An 18708-nucleotide genomic window follows, 5' to 3' on the forward strand; every position below is an offset into this window, starting at 1 on the left:
GGCGGTCCCGAGTCACTCGGAGGTGTCGCTGATGCCCAACCGCAGATGCTCCACGTGGTAGACGGCCTGGTCGAGGAGGCCCGCGACATGGTGGTCGTGCAGTGCGTAGACGACCGAACGGCCGCTTCGCTCGCCGACCACGAGACCCAGATTGCGCAGCAGCCGGAGCTGGTGCGAGCACGCGGACTGCTCCATGCCGACCGCGGCGGCCAACTCCGTGGCGGGAAGCGGACCTTCGCGCAGGCGGGCGAGGATCAGCAGCCGGGAGGGGGTGGAGAGGGCCTGGAGGGTGGTGGCCACCTTGGCCACGTTGTCCGCGTCCAGGCGCACGCGGTCGGTGGCTGTGGTGGTGACGGCTCCATGACCCATGAGGGGTATCCTACCCACCAGGCATGAACGAATGAACGACTCTTCATGTGTTCCTGTATCGTGCGACGTGTGTCCACCTCCCTCGCCTCTCTTCCCACCGCCGCGGGCCCGACTCCGCCCCGTCGCCGCACTCGCCTCCTGGCCCTTCCGGAGGCCCGCTGGGCCCTCACGGCCACGGTCGCCTTCCTGGCCGGCCTCGCGTGCGACGTCGGCGGCGCACCGTCGTGGGCGTACGGGATCCTGTATGCCGTCGCCTACGCGGCTGGCGGCTGGGAACCGGCACGCGAAGGTCTGCGGGCGCTGCGCGAGAAGACCCTCGACGTCGACCTGCTGATGATCGTCGCGGCGCTCGGCGCGGCCGCGATCGGCCAGACCCTCGACGGCGCCCTGCTGATCGTCATCTTCGCCACCTCCGGCGCGCTGGAGGCGCTGGCCACCGCCCGCACCGCCGACTCCGTCCGCGGCCTGCTCGACCTCGCGCCCGACACCGCGACCCGCCTCACCGCCGACGGGGAGGAAACCGTCCCGGCGGTCCGACTCGCCGTCGGCGACCTGCTGGTGGTCCGTCCGGGCGAACGCATCGGCGCCGACGGCCGCGTCGTCGACGGCGTCAGCGAGGCCGACCAGGCGACCATCACCGGCGAACCCCTCCCGGTCGTCAAGCGCCCCGGCGACGACGTCTTCGCCGGCACCCTCAACGGCACCGGCGCGCTCCGCGTCCGTGTCGAACGCGACCCCGCCGACTCCGTCATCGCCCGCATCGTCACCCTCGTCGAGGACGCCTCCCGCACCAAGGCGCCGACCCAACTCTTCATCGAGAGGATCGAACAGCGCTACGCGGTCGCCGTCGTCGCCGCCACCCTCACCGTGTTCGCCCTGCCGCTCGCCTTCGGGGCGGACCTGACGGACGCCCTGCTCCGTGCGATGACCTTCATGATCGTCGCGTCGCCGTGCGCGGTCGTCCTCGCCACCATGCCGCCGCTGCTGTCCGCCATCGCCACCGCCGGCCGGCACGGCGTCCTGGTCAAGTCCGCCGTCGCCATGGAACGTCTCGGCGAGATCGACACCGCCGCCCTCGACAAGACGGGCACCCTCACCGAGGGCACGCCCGAGGTCACGGACGTCAGCCCGCTGCCGGGGTCCGGCCTCGACGCCGACGCCCTCCTCGCCCTCGCGGCGGCAGCCGAGCATCCCAGCGAACACCCGCTGGCGAGGGCGGTCGTGGGAGCCGCCCGGGCTCGCGGACTGCGGATCGCCCCGGCGAGCGGGTTCGCGGCGACGCCCGGGCGAGGGGTCCGCGCGACCGTCGAGGGGTGTGTGGTGGAGGTGGGCAGGATGCGGGATCCCGCCGACCGTATGGACGGGGTCGACGGTGTGCGAGATTCTGTCGACTGTATGCACGACCGCGGCGATGTGCCGGATTCCGCCGACGGTATGCACCGGCCCGACGGTGTGCCGGATTCCGCCGATCGTATGCACCGGCCCGACGGTGTCCCGGATCCCGCCGATCGTAGGCAGCACCGCGACGGTGTGCCGGAGCCTGCCGACCGTATGCGGAAGCCCGACGGTGTGCCCGGCGACCGTATGCACGGGGCCCTGCACCCCTCGGCCGGCACCACCGTCCTCGTCACCCGCGACGCCACCCCCGTAGGCACCCTCACCCTTGCCGACCGAGTCCGTCCCGCCGCTCCGGCCGCGACCGCGGCCCTGGCAGCGCTGACCGGCACCACTCCGGTCCTCCTCACCGGGGACAACGCGGACGCCGCCGCCCGGGTCGCCGAGGCCACCGGCATCACGGACGTCCGCGCGGGCCTGCTCCCCGAGGACAAGGTGAACGCCGTCCGTGATCTCCAACTCGCGGGGCGCAAGGTGCTGTTCGTCGGCGACGGGGTCAATGACGCGCCCGCGCTGGCCGCCGCCCACGCGGGCCTCGCTATGGGCCGGGCGGGTTCCGACCTGGCGCTGGAGACGGCCGACGCCGTGATCGTCCGCGACGACCTCACGGCCGTGCCGGCGGTCGTACGGCTCTCGCGGACCGCTCGCCGGCTGGTGCGACAGAACCTGGTGATCGCGGGCACGTTCATCACCGGCCTCGTGTTGTGGGACCTCGTCGGCCACCTCCCGTTGCCGCTCGGGGTGGCCGGCCACGAGGGATCGACCGTGCTGGTCGGCCTCAACGGGTTGCGGCTGCTCCGGGAGCGCGCCTGGCAGGGGTGATCGGCGACGGTGCTGGACGGACGAGGTCCATGTCGGATTCTCGCCAGCACCGGACGGGCCGGTGGCTGATGCTGGACACATGCTGAAAGGGATGTACACCGACCGGGAGCGCTGTGTGCGCGCCGTGCAGTCCAAGGACGCGCGGTTCGACGGCTGGTTCTTCACCGCGGTCCTGACCACCGGCATCTACTGCCGGCCGAGCTGTCCGGTGGTGGCGCCCAAGCCGGAGAACATGGTGTTCCACGCGAGCGCCGCCGCCTGCCAGCAGGCCGGGTTCCGGGCCTGCAAACGCTGCCGGCCCGACACCAGCCCGGGCTCCCCGGAGTGGAACCGGCGGGCCGACCTCGTGGCCCGCGCCATGCGGCTGATCGCCGACGGCGTGGTCGACCGGGAGGGTGTGCCCGGCCTCGCCGGCCGCCTCGGCTACAGCACCCGCCAGGTCGAGCGGCAGCTCCTCGCGGAACTCGGCGCGGGCCCCCTCGCGCTGGCCCGCGCCCAGCGCGCGCAGACCGCCCGACTGCTCGTCGAGTCCACCGCGCTGTCCATGGCGGACGTGGCGTTCGCGGCGGGCTTCGCCTCCGTCCGCGCGTTCAACGACACCGTGCGCGAGGTCTTCGCGCTCTCCCCGACCGAACTGCGGGCCCGCGTCCCGAAGCGGTACGACGCCACCACGGCGGGACTCCGCACCCCGACGCTCGCACCCCCGCCCCGCCCGGGTACGCGGCCCACCGGCACCGATGGCATCTCCACCACGACCGGCATCACGAGCCCCACAAGCCCCGCGAACACCACCGTGACACCGGCCGCCCCCGTCACCCTCCAGCTGCGCCTGCCGTTCCGCGCCCCCCTCAACCCCGACAACCTCTTCGGACACCTCGTGGCGACCGCCGTCCCGGGCGTGGAGGAGTGGCGGGACGGGGCGTACCGGCGCACGCTGCGGCTGCCGTACGGGCACGGGATCGTGGGGCTCGCCCCGCGCCCCGACCACGTCGCCTGCCGGCTCACCCTCGGTGACCTGCGGGACCTCACCGTCGCCATCAGCCGCTGCCGGCGGATGCTCGACCTGGACGCCGACCCCGTCGCCGTCGACGACCGGTTGCGCACGGACCCGCTGCTCGCCCCCCTGGTGGAGAAGGCGCCGGGTCGCCGCGTTCCGCGCACCGTGGACGAGGCGGAGTTCGCGGTGCGCGCGGTCCTCGGGCAACAGGTGTCCACGGCGGCGGCCCGTACCCACGCGGCCCGTCTGGTCGCCGCGCACGGGGAAGCCGTCGACGACCCGGAGGGCGGCCTCACCCACCTCTTCCCGACGCCCGAGGCGCTCGCCGAGGTCGACCCCGAGTCCCTCGCGATGCCCCGCACCCGCCGTACGACCCTCACCACACTCGTGGAGCAACTCGCTGAGGGAAGTCTCCACTTGGGGGTGGAGTCCGACTGGGATCAGGCCCGCGCCCGACTGCTGTCGCTGCCCGGCTTCGGCCCCTGGACGGTCGACGTCATCGCGATGCGCGCCCTCGGCGACCCCGACGCCTTCCTCCCCACCGACCTCGGAGTCCGGCGCGCCGCGCGGGAGTTGGGCCTTCCCTCCACTCCCGCCGCGCTCATGGCGCGCGCGGTGGCGTGGCGCCCCTGGCGGGCCTACGCCGTCCAGTACCTGTGGGCGACCGACACCCATCCGATCAACTTCCTTCCGGCCTGAGCACGTTCACGAACGGACCCACCATGAAGCGGCACACCGTCATCGACAGCCCGTACGGACCCCTCACGCTCGTCGCCGAAGACGGCGTTCTGTGCGGTCTCTACATGACCGAACAGCGCCACCGCCCGGCGGAGGAGACCTTCGGCCCTCGTGACGCCACCCTCTTCGGCGCCACCGAGGAGCAGCTGGAGGCCTATTTCGCCGGGGAGTTGAAGGAGTTCGCGCTCCCGCTGAGCCTGCACGGCACGCCGTTCCAGCGCACCGTCTGGGAGGCGCTGCGGCAGATCCCCTACGGCGAGACCCGCACCTACGGCGAACTCGCGGAGGCCCTCGGGAATCCGACCGCCTCCCGCGCGGTGGGTCTGGCCAACGGCCGCAACCCGATCGGCATCATCGTCCCCTGCCACCGTGTCGTCGGCGCGAACGGAAGCCTCACCGGATACGGGGGCGGCCTGGACCGCAAGCAGCGGCTGCTGAACCTGGAGCGCGCGGGGGGTGTGACGGCGCTGTTCTAGCGGGGTTCTCCGGCCGGCCCGGCCGCTCGGGGCGGGCTTGTTCCTCCAAGGCTGTCGTTCATGTGGATGAACAACAATCATGTGCACGACCGTTGACCCGCTCATGGCAAGCGCTTACCTTCCAGAACTAAGCGCTTTGGTCATCTGCGCGCGGAGTCCGGTCGTCGGTCATGTTCACCATGCCGAACCAGCCGTATGGTCGCACCGGGCCCGCCGCGGAGAAAAGGGGTCAGCCAACCCACCCCTCGTCGGACGAGCCGCAACCACCTGGAGAGAGAACGATGCAACGGAGACCCGTCATCGCGTGCGTCGGCCTGCTGGCCGGCACACTCGTCGCGTTGTCCGGCAACACGGCGCAGGCAGCGTCCACCCGCTACGAGGCCGAGAGTTCCCCGGCGGTCTGCACCGGCACCATCGACTCCGACTGGGCCGGCTACTCCGGCAGCGGATTCTGCAACGCCACCAACGCGGTGGGCTCTTACGCGCAGTTCACCGTGAACGCCTCCGCCGCCGGCACGGCGACGCTGAGCATCCGCTTCGCCAACGGGACGACCGCGGCCCGGCCCGCCACCCTCACGGTGAACGGCTCCTCGGCCACCACGGTCTCCTTCGAGAGCACCGGAGCCTGGGGCACATGGGCGACGAAGACCCTGTCGGTTCCGGTCGCCTCGGGCGGCAACACCATCCGGCTCAGCCCCACCGCCGCCGCCGGACTGCCCAACATCGACTACCTCGACGCCGAGGTCGGCGGCACCACCACGCCGCCCCCCTCGGCAACCGCTCTCTACGTGGCGCCGAACGGCACCGACGGCGCGGCCGGCACCCAGGCGGCGCCCACGACGCTCACCTCGGCGATCAGCCGCATCACCCCGGGCGGCACGATCTACCTGCGCGGCGGGACGTACGGATACGCCCAGACGGTCACCATCCCGGCGGGCAACAACGGCACCGCCGCCGACCGCACGGAACTCCTCGCCTACCCGGGTGAGACGCCGGTCCTGAACTTCTCGGCCCAGGCCGAGGACCCCGCCAACCGCGGCCTCGCCGTCAACGGGTCGTACTGGCACATCAAGGGAATCGTCGTCGAACGGGCCGGCGACAACGGCATCTTCGTCGGCGGCAGCAACAACATCTTCGAGCGCACGGTGACCCGGTTCAACCGCGACACCGGTCTCCAGCTCTCCCGGATGCTGTCCAGCACCCCCAGCAGCCAGTGGCCCTCCAACAACCTCATCCTGAGCGCGGAGTCGCACGACAACGCCGACTCCGACGGCGAGGACGCCGACGGCTTCGCCGCCAAGCTCACCACCGGTCCGGGGAACGTCTTCCGCTACGCGGTGTCCCACAACAACATCGACGACGGCTGGGACCTCTACACCAAGTCGGACACCGGCCCGATCGGCCCGGTGACCATCGAGGACTCCCTCGCCTACGACAACGGCACCCTCAGCGACGGCTCCCAGGCCGGCAACGGTGACCGTAACGGCTACAAGCTCGGCGGCGAGGACATCGCGGTCAACCACATCGTCCGGCGCTCCATCGCCTACCACAACGGCAAGCACGGCTTCACCTACAACAGCAACCCCGGCTCCATGACGGTGTCGGGCAACGTCAGCATCGACAACGCCCAGCGCAACTTCAACTTCGACGCCGGCACCTCGGTGTTCACCAACAACACCTCCTGCCGCAGTGGCAGCGGCACCAACGACCGGATCATCGGCACCGCCGACACCACCAACCAGTTCTGGTCCGGCACCAACGGCTCCCGCTGCTCGTCCTACGCCGGAGCGCTGCACTGGTCCTACGCCTCGGACGGCCGCCTGGTCGTCACCTTCGGCGGCAACTAGGTCCACAGCGGCGGCGACCGGTCCACGGACGCGGCCCGGCCTCGACGCCCCGACGCCCCGACGGCCCACCGGCCGCCGGGGCGTCCGCCTGCCCGGCTGCCGGTCAGCCGGCCGCCGATCTCCGGCCGCCACCGCCGCCACCAGCGGGGCGCGCGTGCTCTCAGGAACCGTTCCCGACGCCGAGCCCGCGCAGCACCGCGAGCAGGGCCGTGCCGACGGCCTGCCGGATCACCTCGTCGGCGATCCCGTCGTACGGGGTCGGCTCGGCTCTGACGATGAGCGGCCCGGCGCCGTGGTCGGCGGCCACCTCGACCAGACCTGCCGCCGGCTGTACCCGGAGACTGGTGCCGGCGGCGACGAAGACCTGACCGAGCCCGCACCGGCGGCCGCGCGGCCCCCCGGCGAGCGCCCCCACCGGGCACGGCCCCGGGGCGGTCACGCCACCCGGTGGCCGTTCTCCAGTTCCGCCGTCCCCGAACCGTCCGCCAGGACGTCCAGCGCGGCCAGTACCCGGAGGCCGAGGGCGCCCGGCAGGTGGTCGGTGAGCTCCTCGCGCCGCACCAGCCGCCAGGACAGCAGCTCCTCCTCCTGGAGGCGGATCGCCTTCAGGTCCTCCTCGCCGAGGACTCCGCCGTCGTACACGTACGCCACCAGCGGCGGCCGGTTCGTACCCTGCACCCAGTCGACGGCGAGCAGCCGGCCGAGTTCGCGGTCGAGGCCGATCTCCTCCAACGTCTCGCGGCGGGCGCCCTGGCGCGGGGTCTCGCCGTCGTCGGACTCGACGGTGCCGCCCGGAAGCGCCCACCCGGCACGGTAGTTGGGTTCGACGAGCAGCACCCGCCCCCGCTCGTCCCGGAAGAGCGCCGCGGCGCCGGCCAGGACGCGGGGCAGCGAGGCGATGTACGTGGCGTAGTCAGCAGTGGTCACCCTCGAAGGGTATCCAGCTCCCGGCGTCGGCCGTCGCCGCGCACGGAGGCGGACGACCGGCTCGGTCAACAGGCGTCCGCCCCCGCCAGCCGCAGCGTGCGCCCCGCCAGTTCGCTGATGCGCACCCCGTCGAAGCCGAAGACGGCGCTGCGCACGGTGTCCCGCAACGGCTCCGTCCACTGCGCGGGGATCGCCGCCGCCCCGGTCAGCACCCCGGCCACGGAACCCGCCGTCGCCCCGTTGGAGTCGGTGTCCAGACCGCCGCGGACGGTCAGGGCGATGGTGCGGGTGAAGTCCCCGTCGCCGTACAGCAGCCCGGCGGTGAGGACGGCGGCGTTCGGGACCGTGTGGATCCAGCCCAGCCCCGCCGTCTCCTCCGCCACGGTGGTGAGCGTGTCCTCCCAGCTCATGCGGGTGCGGTGGAGCGACGTGACCCGGCGTACGGTCCGGGCGAGGCGGCTGCTCGCCGGGATCACCGCCAGTGCCTCGTCCACGGCGTGGCGCGTCGACGGCGCGGTGAACGCGGCGGCCACCAGCGCCGCCGCCCACATCGCGCCGTAGACGCCGTTGCCGGTGTGCGACAGCACCGCGTCCCGGCGGGCCAGCGAGGCGGCGCGGCGGGGAAGGCCGGGGCTGGTCCAGCCGTAGACGTCGGCACGGATCAGGGCGCCGATCCACTCCTGGTACGGATTGTCGTACGTCGCCGTCAGCGGAGGCTTCAGCCCGCTCGCGAGGTTGCGGTACGCCGCGCGCTCCGCGGTGAACGTCTGGAGATACGGCAGCCGCAGCAGCCACAGGTCGCCGACCTGCTCGGTGCTGAAGCCGAAACCGTGGGTCTCCAGGAGGTGCAGACCGAGGATGGCGTAGTCGATGTCGTCGTCGCGGCAGCTGCCGTGCACGCGGCCGCGTACGCACTGACGCCACTCGGGGCGCAGTGGCGGCCCGTCGTCGTCGGCGGCCGGTTCGGGCAGGTAGTCGGTGAGCGGCAGGGCGTCCGCCCGCCGCAGATAGCGGTCGATGCGGTCGCGCGTCCACAGGTCGCCCTGCTCGACCGGCTTGCCCAGCATGTTCCCGGCGATCCGGCCCAGCCAGCCCCCGAGCACCCGGTCGGCGAGTTCGCGCTCGTTCACCACAGGGGTCATGCTTCCGGTCTACCCGATTCCCGGCCGGACCGCGCCACCACCCGACGGCCCACATCCCGTCCCACGCGCCGTCGCCCGCCGCCGGCGCGCCTCGGCCCTGTCCCAGCCGTGCCGCCGTCCGCCTCGCGTCCGCCCGCGTGCCGCCCGCTCCTCCGGTCGCTCGCGAGCTGCCCGCCCTCCGGCCACCCGCGGCGTGTCGACAGGGCGCGGGGGAGCCGCTTCGTGGCTGTTCACGGCCCGGACAGGCATGACGGCGGGGGCGTCCTCCGGTTAAGGTCGCAGCGGCGCGACTGGCCCCGAAATGCGCGGGCCCGGAGAGCAAGGGGATCAAGTGGCGGACGCCGGAACGCAGGGCACTCGCAGGGTGCTCGTGGCCGCGGACAAGTTCAAGGGCTCACTGACGGCCGTGGAGGTCGCCGAGCGGGTGACGGCCGGACTGCGCCGGGCACTGCCGGGGGTCGAGGTTGAGGCCCTGCCGGTCGCCGACGGCGGCGACGGCACGGTCGCCGCGGCGGTCGCGGCCGGATTCGAACGCCGGGAGGTACGGGTCGCCGGCCCCCTCGGCCAGGAGGTCACCGCCGCGTTCGCGGTGCGGGGCGACACCGCCGTCGTGGAGATGGCCGAGGCGAGCGGACTGCAACGGCTGCCGGCCGGCGTGTTCGCCCCGCTGACGGCCTCGACGTACGGCTCCGGCGAGCTGCTGCGGGCCGCGCTGGACGCGGGCGTGCGGACGATCGTGTTCGGGGTCGGCGGCAGCGCCACCACGGACGGCGGTGCGGGCATGCTGTCCGCGCTGGGCGCCCGCTTCCTGGACGCGGACGGCGAGCCCGTCACTCCGGGCGGCGGCGGCCTCGCCGACCTGGCGAGCGCGGACCTCTCCGGTCTCGACCCCCGCCTCACCTCCGTCGAACTCGTCCTGGCCAGCGACGTCGACAATCCGCTGACCGGCCCGAAGGGCGCTCCGGCGGTCTACGGCCCGCAGAAGGGCGCCTCGCCGGACGACGTGGCGGCGCTGGACGCGGCGCTCGCGCACTACGCCAAGGTGCTGGAGGCCTCGGTCGGTCCGCGGGCCGCCGAGTACGCCGCCGCACCGGGGGCGGGCGCCGCGGGCGGCATCGGTTACGGCGCGCTGCTGCTCGGCGCCCGGTTCCGCGCCGGCATCGAGGTCATGCTCGACGTGCTGGGGTTCGCACCGGCGCTGGAGCGGGCCGAGCTGGTCATCACCGGTGAGGGTTCCCTCGACGAGCAGACCCTGCACGGCAAGGCGCCCGCAGGGGTCGCGGCGGCGGCCCGAGCGGCCGGCAAGGAGGTCGTCGCGGTCTGCGGCCGTCTCGCGCTGCCGCCGGAGGCCCTGGGCCGGGCCGGGATCAGGCGCGCCTACCCGCTCACGGACGCCGAGCCGGACATCGCGAAGTGCATCGCGGAGGCCGGCCCGATTCTGGAGCGCGTCGCGGAGCGGATCGGGCGCGACTTCCTGACCTGATCGGTCCCCGCCGCCGACGAGCACAGGGGGCGGAAGCAGGAGTCGGGCGTGGGCGCAGGCACGGGCACGGGCACGGGCACGGGCAGTGTCCGGGCCGTCGGCGGGCGTGCGGACGGGTCGCCGGGAACCGGCGCCTCCCTCGGGCGCCGTGGGACGGGCCGTCGGGCTTCGTCGGCCACCGGCCTCTCGGGCGCCGTGCAGTGCGGACGTCCTCGAAGGTTGCCGTGCGGACGGGGCATCGGGCTTTCGTCGGCCACCGGCCCCCGGGGGGCGCTGTGTGGTGCGGACGTCCTTGAAGGTTGGCGTGCGGACGGGGCGTCGGGCTTCGTCGGCCACCGGCCTCCCGTGGGCGCCGTGCGGTGCGGACGTCCTCGTAGGTTGGCGTGCGGACGGGTCGTCGGGCTTCGTCGGCCACTGGCCCCCGGGGGGCGCTGTGTGGTGCGGACGTCCTTGAAGGTTGCCGTGCGGACGGGTCGTCCGGCCTCGCCGACCACCGGCCCCCGGGGGCGCCGCGAGGTGCGGCCCACCGGCCCCCGGGGGCGCCATGCGATGCGGACGTCCTCGAACGCGAAACGGGTGTGGCCCGGACCTCGGAGGTCCGGGCCACACCCGTCGGCGTGTGAGGGCGGCTACGGCAGCTGGGCCGCGCGCGCCTCGCGCCGGTTGTCGCGGAAGGTGTTCACCCGGCGGGCCGTGGCGAACAGCGGGATGACGGCGCCCATGACCAGCTGGAGCGCGCAGCCCGTCTGGAGGAGCAGCTGGCCGCCGGGGGCGTCGAAGGCCCAGGCGGTGAGCAGGCCCATCGCCAGCACGATCCAGACGAGCATCGCGCCGGCCAGGCGGCCCCGCGGCTTCGGGTACTCGACCCGGCTGACCATCAGCCAGGCGGTGCCCAGGATGGCGAGGAGGGTCGCCACGAAGGGCAGCTCCAGCAGGACGATCGAGACGACCGTGAGTGCGCCGCACGGTGACGGCATGCCCTGGAACATGCCGTTCGTCGGTGTCACACAGGAGAAGCGCGCCAGTCTCAGCACCACCGCCAGCAGGACGACGATCGCCCCCACCGCGGCCACTCGCTGGTAGGCGTCGTCCGCCACCATGCCGTAGACGAGGACGAAGTACGCCGGTGCCAGACCGAAGCTGATCAGGTCCGAGAGGTTGTCCAGCTCGGCGCCCATCGGCGAGGAGCGCAGCTTGCGTGCGACGAGACCGTCGAACAGGTCGAAGACCGCCGCGCACAGCATGAGGATGACGGCCGTGGCCGCGCTGTTGCGCGCCATGCCGGATTCCTGGCTGTCGGTGAGGTGCGGGATGAGGATGCCGGTGGTGGTGAAGTACACCGCCATGAAGCCGCACGTGGCGTTGCCGAGGGTGAGGGTGTCCGCTATCGACAGACGCAGCGAGAGGGGCATCTCCTCCACCTCGTCCACGTCGTCGGCCTCGGGCACCCAGCCCGTCTGGGTCTCCGGGTCAATCACGGTCAATGCGAGTCACCCCTGCCACGGTCTTCTGCCCCACCTCGACCGCCACGTCCACACCCTCGGGGAGGTAGACGTCGACGCGTGAGCCGAAGCGGATCAGGCCGATCCGCTCGCCCTGCTCGACCTTCGTGCCCTGGGGGATGTAAGGGACGATGCGGCGGGCTACGGCACCGGCGATCTGGATCATCTCGATGTCACCCAGCTCGGTGTCGAAGTGCCAGACGACGCGCTCGTTGTTCTCGCTCTCCTTGTTGAAGGCCGGCACGAACCCACCCGGGATGTGCTCGACCGACGTCACCGTGCCGGCCAGCGGGGCGCGGTTGACGTGGACGTTGAGCGGGCTCATGAAGATCGCGACCCGGGTCCGTCCGTCCTTCCACGGCATGATGCTCTGCACCACACCGTCGGCGGGGGAGATGACCCTGCCGGAAGCGATCTCGCGCTCGGGGTCGCGGAAGAACCACAGCATGCCCGCCGCGAGAGCGGTGGCGGGCACGGCGACGGCCTTGGCGACACCCGAGCGGCGGGCGCGGACCAGGCTGACGGCGGCGGTGGCGACGGTCGGGAGGAGCCACGGCGATGCTCCGCGCGCAAGGCGTACGCCGGCCAGGCTGTCGCGAGGTGCAGAGGTTTGGCTGTGGGGCATGGATGACCTTCGTAGCGAATGATGCCGCGCTTCGACGGGGGGACGGCGGCTTTCCCGCGATCGTAGCGGTTCGGGGCCGCAACTGGGTAAGCCAGGAAGCCGAGTCGACGGCAAGGGGTGGTTGACGGGGTGTGATCTTCTTCTCGAAGAAAACACCCCCAACCGGACATCTAGCCCTGGAATCGATACTCTTCGAGCAGTCTGCGACCGATGATCATTTTCTGGATCTCGGCAGTGCCTTCACCGATGAGCAGCATCGGGGCCTCTCGGTAGAGGCGCTCGATCTCGTACTCCTTGGAGAAGCCGTAGCCGCCGTGGATCCGGAAGGCGTCCTCCACGACCTCCTTGCAGTACTCGGAGGCGAGATACTTCGCCATCCCTGCCTCAAGGTCGTTTCGTTCCCCGGAATCCTTTTTGCGCGCGGCATTCACCATCATCGCATGGGCGGCCTCGACCTTGGTAGCCATCTCGGCCAGTTTGAACTGGATCGCCTGGTGCTGGGCGATCGGCTTGCCGAAGGTGTGGCGCTGCTGGGCGTAGCTCACGCCCAGCTCGAAGGCGCGCTGGGCGACGCCGCAGCCGCGGGCGGCGACGTTGACGCGGCCGACCTCCACACCGTCCATCATGTGGTAGAAACCACGGCCGGTGACCCCGCCGAGCACGCGGTCTGCGGGAACGCGCAGACCGTCCATGATCAGCTCGGTGGTGTCGACCCCCTTGTAACCCATCTTGTCGATCTTGCCCGGGATGGTGAGGCCGGGTCGGACCTCGCCGAAGCCGGGCTCCTTCTCCACCAGGAAGGTCGTCATCGACTTGTGGGGCGCGGTCCCCTCGGGGTGTCCTTCGTCACTGCGCACCAGAACGGCCACCAGGGAGGACGTACCGCCGTTCGTCAGCCACATCTTCTGGCCGTTCAGGACGTACTCCTCGCCGTCCTTCACCGCCTTGGAGGTGATCGCCGACACGTCCGAGCCCAGCCCCGGCTCCGACATCGAGAACGCGCCCCGGATGTCGCCGGCCGCCATCCGCGGCAGGAAGTGGTCCTTCTGCTCCCGCGTGCCGTGCTGCTTGAGCATGTACGCCACGATGAAGTGCGTGTTGATGATGCCGGAGACGGACATCCAGCCGCGGGCGATCTCCTCGACGCACAGGGCGTAGGTGAGGAGCGACTCGCCCAGACCCCCGTACTCCTCGGGGATCATCAGGCCGAACAGGCCCAGCTCCTTCAGGCCGTCGACGATCGCCTGCGGGTACTCGTCGCGGTGCTCCAGCTCGGTGGCGACCGGGATGATCTCCTTGTCCACGAAGTCGCGGACGGTGGAGAGGATCTCCTGCTGGACGTCGGTCAGACCGGCGGTCTGGGCTAGGCGCGCCATGGCTACTTCTCCGTCTTTTCCGAAGGGTCGTTCAGCTCCGGGCGGCCGGGCTGCTCGCCGCCGCGCTCCTTGGTGTACGTCTCGGTGGGCACCATCACCTTGCGGCGGAACACGCAGACCAGCGTGCCGTCCTGCTTGTAGCCCTTGGTCTCGACGTAGACGATGCCGCGGTCGTTCTTCGACTTGGACGGCCACTTGTCGAGGACGGTCGTCTGGCCGTACACCGTGTCGCCGTGGAAGGTCGGCGCCACGTGCCGGAGCGACTCGATCTCCAGGTTGGCGATCGCCTTGCCGGAGACGTCCGGGACGGACATGCCGAGCAGCAGCGAGTAGATGTAGTTGCCGACGACGACGTTCCTGCCGAAGTCGGTCGTCCTCTCCGCGTAGTTGCTGTCCATGTGGAGCGGGTGGTGGTTCATGGTGAGGAGACAGAACAGGTGGTCGTCGTACTCCGTGACCGTCTTGCCCGGCCAGTGCTTGTACGTCGCCCCGACCTCGAACTCCTCGTACGTGCGTCCGAACTGCATCGCCGTCACGCCTCCGGGATCTCGAACGTGCTGGTGCGCCGCATGCCGGCGGCGCGGCCCTTGCCGGAGATGACCAGGGCCATCTTGCGGCTGGCCTCGTCGATCATCTCGTCGCCGAGCATCGCGGAGCCCTTCTTGCCACCCGCCTCGGACGTGTAGTAGTCGTACGCGTCCAGGATCAGCTCGGCGTGGTCGTAGTCCTCCTGGGACGGCGAGAAGATCTCGTTGGACGCCTCCACCTGGCCCGGGTGCAGCACCCACTTGCCGTCGAAGCCGAGCGCGGCGGCGCGCCGGGCGACCTCGCGGTAGCCGTCGACGTTGCGGATCTGGAGGTAGGGGCCGTCGATCGCCTGGAGGTCGTTGGCGCGCGCGGCCATCAGGATCTTCATCAGGATGTAGTGGTAGGCGTCCGCCGGGTAGCCGGGCGGCTGCTCGCCCACGACCAGCGACTTCATGTTGATCGACGCCATGAAGTCGGCCGGGCCGAAGATGATCGTCTCGACCCGCGGAGAGGCCTGGGCGATCTCGTTGACGTTGTTGAGGCCCTGGGCGTTCTCGATCTGCGCCTCGATGCCGATGCGGCCGACCTCGAAGCCCATCGTCTTCTCGATCTGCGTCAGCAGCAGGTCCAGGGCGACGACCTGCTGGGCGTTCTGCACCTTCGGCAGCATGATGCAGTCGAGGTTCGGACCCGCGCCCTCGACGACCGTGACGACATCGCGGTACGTCCACTCGGTCGTCCAGTCGTTGACGCGCACGACCCTCGTCTTGCCCGTCCAGTCGCCCTCGTTGAGGAACTTGACGATGGTGTGCCGCGCCTCGGGCTTGGCGAGGGGCGCGCAGGCGTCCTCCAGGTCGAGGAAGACCTGGTCGGCGGGGAGGCCCTGGGCCTTCTCCAGGAAGCGCGGGTTCGAACCCGGCACGGCCAGGCAGGAGCGCCGCGGGCGGAGACGGTTGACGGTCATGCGGGGACCTCCAGGGGGTCGAGCTTGTTCGCTTTGCGGATCTCGTCCACGATGCGGCCGATGATCGCGGTGATGTCGAAGTCCTTCGGTGTGAACACGGCGGCCACTCCCGCGGCCAGCAGTTGTTCGGCGTCACCGCCTGGGATGATGCCACCGGCGATCACCGGAATGTCTGTGGCACCGGCCACACGCAGCCGTTCGAGGACGTCCGGCACCAGTTGGGCGTGCGATCCGGACAGGATCGACAGGCCGACCGCGTGCACGTCCTCGGCGACGGCCGCGTCCACGATCTGCTCCGGCGTCAGCCGGATTCCCTGGTAGACCACCTCGAAGCCGGCGTCGCGCGCGCGCACGGCGATCTGCTCGGCGCCGTTGGAGTGCCCGTCCAGGCCCGGCTTGCCGACCAGGAACCGCAGCTTGCCGACGCCGAGGTCCGAAGCCGTCAGCTCCACCTTGCGGCGCACCTCGGACAGCGCCGAGCCCGCCTCGGCGGGGATCGCCACCGGAGCCGACGAGACCCCCGTCGGGGCGCGGAACTCGCCGAACACCTCGCGCAGCGCCCCGGCCCACTCCCCGGTCGTGACGCCGGCGCGGGCGCACTCGAGGGTGGCCTCCATGAGGTTGCCGGTGCCCTTGGCGGCCTCCTTCAGCTTCTCCAGCGCCTTGCAGGGGCGCGGATGGTTGAAGGGCGGCTGGTACCGGGTGTCGCGCCAGTGCCGGAGGGAGGCGATCACACGGGCCTCGACGGCCGGGTCGACCGTCTGGATCGCCGTGTCGAGATCGGCGGTCAGCGGGTTCGGTTCGGTCGTCCCGAAGACGTTGACGCCGACGATCTTCTCCTGACCGGACTCGATACGACCCCTGCGCTCCGCGTGCGAGGAGACCAGCTGCGACTTGAGGTAGCCGGACTCGACGGCGGCCATCGCGCCGCCCATCTCCTCGATGCGCTCCATCTCGGCGAGCGACTCCTCGACCAGCTCGCCCACCTTGGCCTCGATCACCTTCGACCCCTCGAAGATGTCCTCGTACTCCAGCAGGTCGCTCTCGTACGCCAGCACCTGCTGCATGCGCAGCGACCACTGCTGGTCCCAGGGGCGGGGCAGGCCCAGCGCCTCGTTCCAGGCCGGCAGCTGCACGGCACGCGCGCGTGCGTCCTTGGAGAGGGTCACGGCCAGCATCTCCAGCACGATCCGCTGGACGTTGTTCTCCGGCTGCGCCTCGGTCAGTCCGAGGGAGTTGACCTGGACGCCGTAGCGGAAGCGGCGGTGCTTGGGGTTCTCGATGCCGTACCGCTCACGGGTGACGCGGTCCCAGATGCGGCCGAAGGCACGCATCTTGCACATCTCCTCGACGAAGCGGACGCCCGCGTTCACGAAGAAGGAGATCCGGCCGACGACCTCTCCCATACGCTCCTGCGGCACCTGGCCGCTGTCGCGGACGGCGTCCAGCACGGCGATCGCCGTCGACATCGCGTACGCGATCTCCTGGACCGGCGTGGCGCCCGCCTCCTGCAGGTGGTAGCTGCAGATGTTGATCGGGTTCCACTTCGGCATGTGGGAGACCGTGTACGCGATCATGTCGGTCGTCAGGCGCAGGCTCGGCCCCGGCGGGAACACGTGCGTGCCGCGGGACAGGTACTCCTTGACGATGTCGTTCTGGGTCGTGCCCTGGAGCCGGGTGATGTCCGCGCCCTGCTCCTCGGCGACGACCTGGTAGAGCGCCAGCAGCCACATGGCGGTGGCGTTGATGGTCATCGAGGTGTTCATCTGCTCCAGGGGGATGTCCTGGAACAGCCGGCGCATGTCACCGAGGTGGGCCACCGGCACGCCGACCCGGCCGACCTCGCCGCGGGCGAGGACGTGGTCGGAGTCGTAGCCGGTCTGCGTCGGCAGGTCGAACGCCACCGACAGGCCCGTCTGGCCCTTGGCGAGGTTGCGCCGGTACAGCTCGTTGGACGCCTCGGCCGTGGAGTGGCCGGCGTAGGTCCGCATCAACCACGGCCGGTCCTTCTCCCTCCGCGCACCGGAGGACTGACGCTCAGTCATGGGTGACCTCAGACGTTGCGGAAGCGGTTGATGGCGTCGATGTGCTGGGCGCGCTTGTCGTGGTCGCGCACGCCGAGCCCTTCCTCGGGGGCCAGGCACAGCACGCCGACCTTGCCCTGGTGGACGTTGCGGTGCACGTCGTGGGCGGCCTGGCCGGTCTCCTCCAGGGCGTAGACCTTCGACAGGGTCGGGTGGATCTTGCCCTTCGCGACGAGCCGGTTGGCCTCCCAGGCCTCGCGGTAGTTGGCGAAGTGCGAGCCGACGATCTTCTTGAGGGACATCCACAGGTAGCGGTTGTCGTACTCGTGGTGGTAGCCCGAGGTGGAGGCGCAGGTGACGATGGTGCCGCCCTTGCGGGTGACGTACACGGAAGCACCGAAGGTCTCGCGGCCCGGGTGCTCGAAGACGATGTCCACGTCCTCGCCGCCGGTCAGTTCGCGGATGCGCTTGCCGAGACGCTTCCACTCCTTGGGGTCCTGGGTGTGCTCGTCCTTCCAGAACTTGTAGTCCTCGGCGGTGCGGTCGATGATCGCCTCGGCGCCCATGGCCCGGCAGATGTCCGCCTTCTGCTCGCTGGAGACGACACAGATGGGGTTGGCGCCGCCGGCCAGCGCGAACTGGGTGGCGTAGGAGCCGAGGCCGCCGCTGGCGCCCCAGATCAGGACGTTGTCGCCCTGCTTCATGCCGGCGCCGTTGCGCGAGACCAGCTGCCGGTAGGCGGTGGAGTTGACCAGGCCCGGGGCGGCGGCCTCCTCCCAGCTGAGGTGGTCCGGCTTGGGCATCAGCTGGTTGGACTTGACCAGGGCGATCTCGGCGAGGCCGCCGAAGTTGGTCTCGAAGCCCCAGATGCGCTGCTCGGGGTCGAGCATCGTGTCGTTGTGGCCGTCCGAGGACTCCAGCTCGACCGACAGGCAGTGCGCGACGACCTCGTCACCGGGCTTCCAGGAGTTGACGCCGGGGCCGGTGCGCAGGACGACGCCCGCGAGGTCGGAGCCGATGATGTGGTACGGCAGGTCGTGGCGCTTGCTCAGCTCGCTGAGCCTGCCGTAGCGCTCCAGGAAGCCGAACGTCGACACCGGCTCGAAGATCGAGGTCCACACCGAGTTGTAGTTGACCGAGGAGGCCATGACGGCCACCAGGGCCTCGCCGGGGCCCAGTTCCGGCACCGGCACCTCGTCCAGGTGGATGGACTTGCGGGGGTCCTTGTCGCGGGTGGCGAGCCCGGCGAACATCTCCGTCTCGTCCTTGTGCACGGTGATCGCGCGGTACGACTCGGGGAGCGGCAGGGCGGCGAAGTCGTCCGGGGTCGAGTCCGGCGACTGGATCGCGTCCAGGATGTCCTTCACGGTCACGGTATTGCCTCCGGCGGTGAGCGCCCTGAGGGAGGGGCGCTGAGGGTTACGTCGTTGCTGCTGAGGGTGGGTAGGGGTGTGCCGTCGGTTCGGCGGGTGGTGCTGTTCGGCAGCGCTTTG

General features: G+C 71.2%; 15 protein-coding genes and 1 pseudogene. 5 read left to right on the forward strand and 11 right to left on the reverse strand.

What is annotated here, in order from left to right:
- Positions 1-12: 12 nt before the first annotated feature.
- A complete protein-coding gene (locus ACFYO5_RS12795) occupies positions 13-369 on the reverse strand; it encodes a metalloregulator ArsR/SmtB family transcription factor (protein ID WP_356561482.1) in 357 nt (118 codons plus the stop codon).
- Positions 370-414: 45 nt separating this feature from the next.
- Here ACFYO5_RS12795 and ACFYO5_RS12800 point away from each other — a divergent pair, with 45 nt between their 5' ends.
- From ACFYO5_RS12800 to ACFYO5_RS12815, 4 genes are all read left to right on the forward strand, one after another.
- A complete protein-coding gene (locus ACFYO5_RS12800; protein WP_388707750.1) occupies positions 415-2586 on the forward strand; it encodes a heavy metal translocating P-type ATPase in 2172 nt (723 codons plus the stop codon).
- A gap of 79 nt (positions 2587-2665) precedes the next feature.
- Positions 2666-4282: an AlkA N-terminal domain-containing protein gene (locus tag ACFYO5_RS12805; RefSeq protein ID WP_388707753.1), complete on the forward strand. Its 1617-nt coding sequence runs from the start codon at positions 2666-2668 to the stop codon at positions 4280-4282.
- Between the two features lie 23 nt (positions 4283-4305).
- Positions 4306-4797 (forward strand): methylated-DNA--[protein]-cysteine S-methyltransferase, encoded by a 492-nt coding sequence (locus ACFYO5_RS12810; RefSeq protein WP_388707755.1) that lies wholly within the window; start codon positions 4306-4308, stop codon positions 4795-4797.
- A 281-nt stretch (positions 4798-5078) separates the two neighbouring features.
- Positions 5079-6644, forward strand: a complete 1566-nt coding sequence (locus ACFYO5_RS12815) for a carbohydrate-binding protein (protein WP_388707758.1) — start codon at positions 5079-5081, stop codon at positions 6642-6644.
- Between the two features lie 160 nt (positions 6645-6804).
- Here the strand turns inward: ACFYO5_RS12815 and ACFYO5_RS12820 are convergent.
- The 3 genes and pseudogenes from ACFYO5_RS12820 to ACFYO5_RS12830 all read right to left on the reverse strand — a co-directional run.
- Positions 6805-7011, reverse strand: a pseudogene (locus ACFYO5_RS12820) (NAD-dependent deacetylase); the annotation flags it as partial.
- 68 nt (positions 7012-7079) lie between these two features.
- On the reverse strand, positions 7080-7571 hold the full coding sequence (locus ACFYO5_RS12825; protein WP_388707760.1) for an NUDIX domain-containing protein: 492 nt from the start codon (positions 7569-7571) through the stop codon (positions 7080-7082).
- A 65-nt stretch (positions 7572-7636) separates the two neighbouring features.
- Positions 7637-8713, reverse strand: coding sequence for an ADP-ribosylglycohydrolase family protein (locus ACFYO5_RS12830; protein ID WP_388707762.1), 1077 nt, complete (start codon positions 8711-8713; stop codon positions 7637-7639).
- A 364-nt stretch (positions 8714-9077) separates the two neighbouring features.
- Here ACFYO5_RS12830 and ACFYO5_RS12835 point away from each other — a divergent pair, with 364 nt between their 5' ends.
- Positions 9078-10196 carry a glycerate kinase gene (locus ACFYO5_RS12835; RefSeq protein ID WP_356561746.1) on the forward strand — a complete coding sequence of 373 codons (1119 nt, stop codon included), beginning with the start codon at positions 9078-9080 and terminating at the stop codon, positions 10194-10196.
- A 629-nt stretch (positions 10197-10825) separates the two neighbouring features.
- Here the strand turns inward: ACFYO5_RS12835 and pssA are convergent.
- The 7 genes from pssA to ccrA form a co-directional block, all read right to left on the reverse strand.
- Positions 10826-11680, reverse strand: coding sequence for a CDP-diacylglycerol--serine O-phosphatidyltransferase (pssA, locus tag ACFYO5_RS12840; protein WP_356561493.1), 855 nt, complete (start codon positions 11678-11680; stop codon positions 10826-10828).
- Positions 11667-12323 (reverse strand): phosphatidylserine decarboxylase, encoded by a 657-nt coding sequence (locus ACFYO5_RS12845; RefSeq protein WP_356561495.1) that lies wholly within the window; start codon positions 12321-12323, stop codon positions 11667-11669. Before ACFYO5_RS12845 ends, pssA begins: the two co-directional genes overlap by 14 nt.
- A 170-nt stretch (positions 12324-12493) precedes the next feature.
- Entirely contained in the window at positions 12494-13699 is a 1206-nt protein-coding gene (locus ACFYO5_RS12850; RefSeq protein WP_356561497.1) for an acyl-CoA dehydrogenase family protein, read from the reverse strand.
- Positions 13700-13701: 2 nt separating this feature from the next.
- On the reverse strand, positions 13702-14226 hold the full coding sequence (locus ACFYO5_RS12855; RefSeq protein ID WP_388707765.1) for a MaoC family dehydratase: 525 nt from the start codon (positions 14224-14226) through the stop codon (positions 13702-13704).
- A 5-nt stretch (positions 14227-14231) separates the two neighbouring features.
- On the reverse strand, positions 14232-15191 hold the full coding sequence (locus tag ACFYO5_RS12860) for a CoA ester lyase (RefSeq protein ID WP_356561501.1): 960 nt from the start codon (positions 15189-15191) through the stop codon (positions 14232-14234).
- Positions 15188-17236 carry a protein meaA gene (locus ACFYO5_RS12865; RefSeq protein WP_388707768.1) on the reverse strand — a complete coding sequence of 683 codons (2049 nt, stop codon included), beginning with the start codon at positions 17234-17236 and terminating at the stop codon, positions 15188-15190. The genes ACFYO5_RS12860 and ACFYO5_RS12865 overlap by 4 nt, the downstream gene beginning before the upstream one ends.
- Before the next feature lie 8 nt (positions 17237-17244).
- A complete protein-coding gene (ccrA, locus tag ACFYO5_RS12870; RefSeq protein ID WP_356561504.1) occupies positions 17245-18588 on the reverse strand; it encodes a crotonyl-CoA carboxylase/reductase in 1344 nt (447 codons plus the stop codon).
- Between the last annotated feature and the right edge of the window lie 120 nt (positions 18589-18708).

Origin of the sequence: Streptomyces sp. NPDC006259 (genome assembly GCF_042870975.1) — a bacterium.
Lineage (GTDB): Bacteria > Actinomycetota > Actinomycetes > Streptomycetales > Streptomycetaceae > Streptomyces.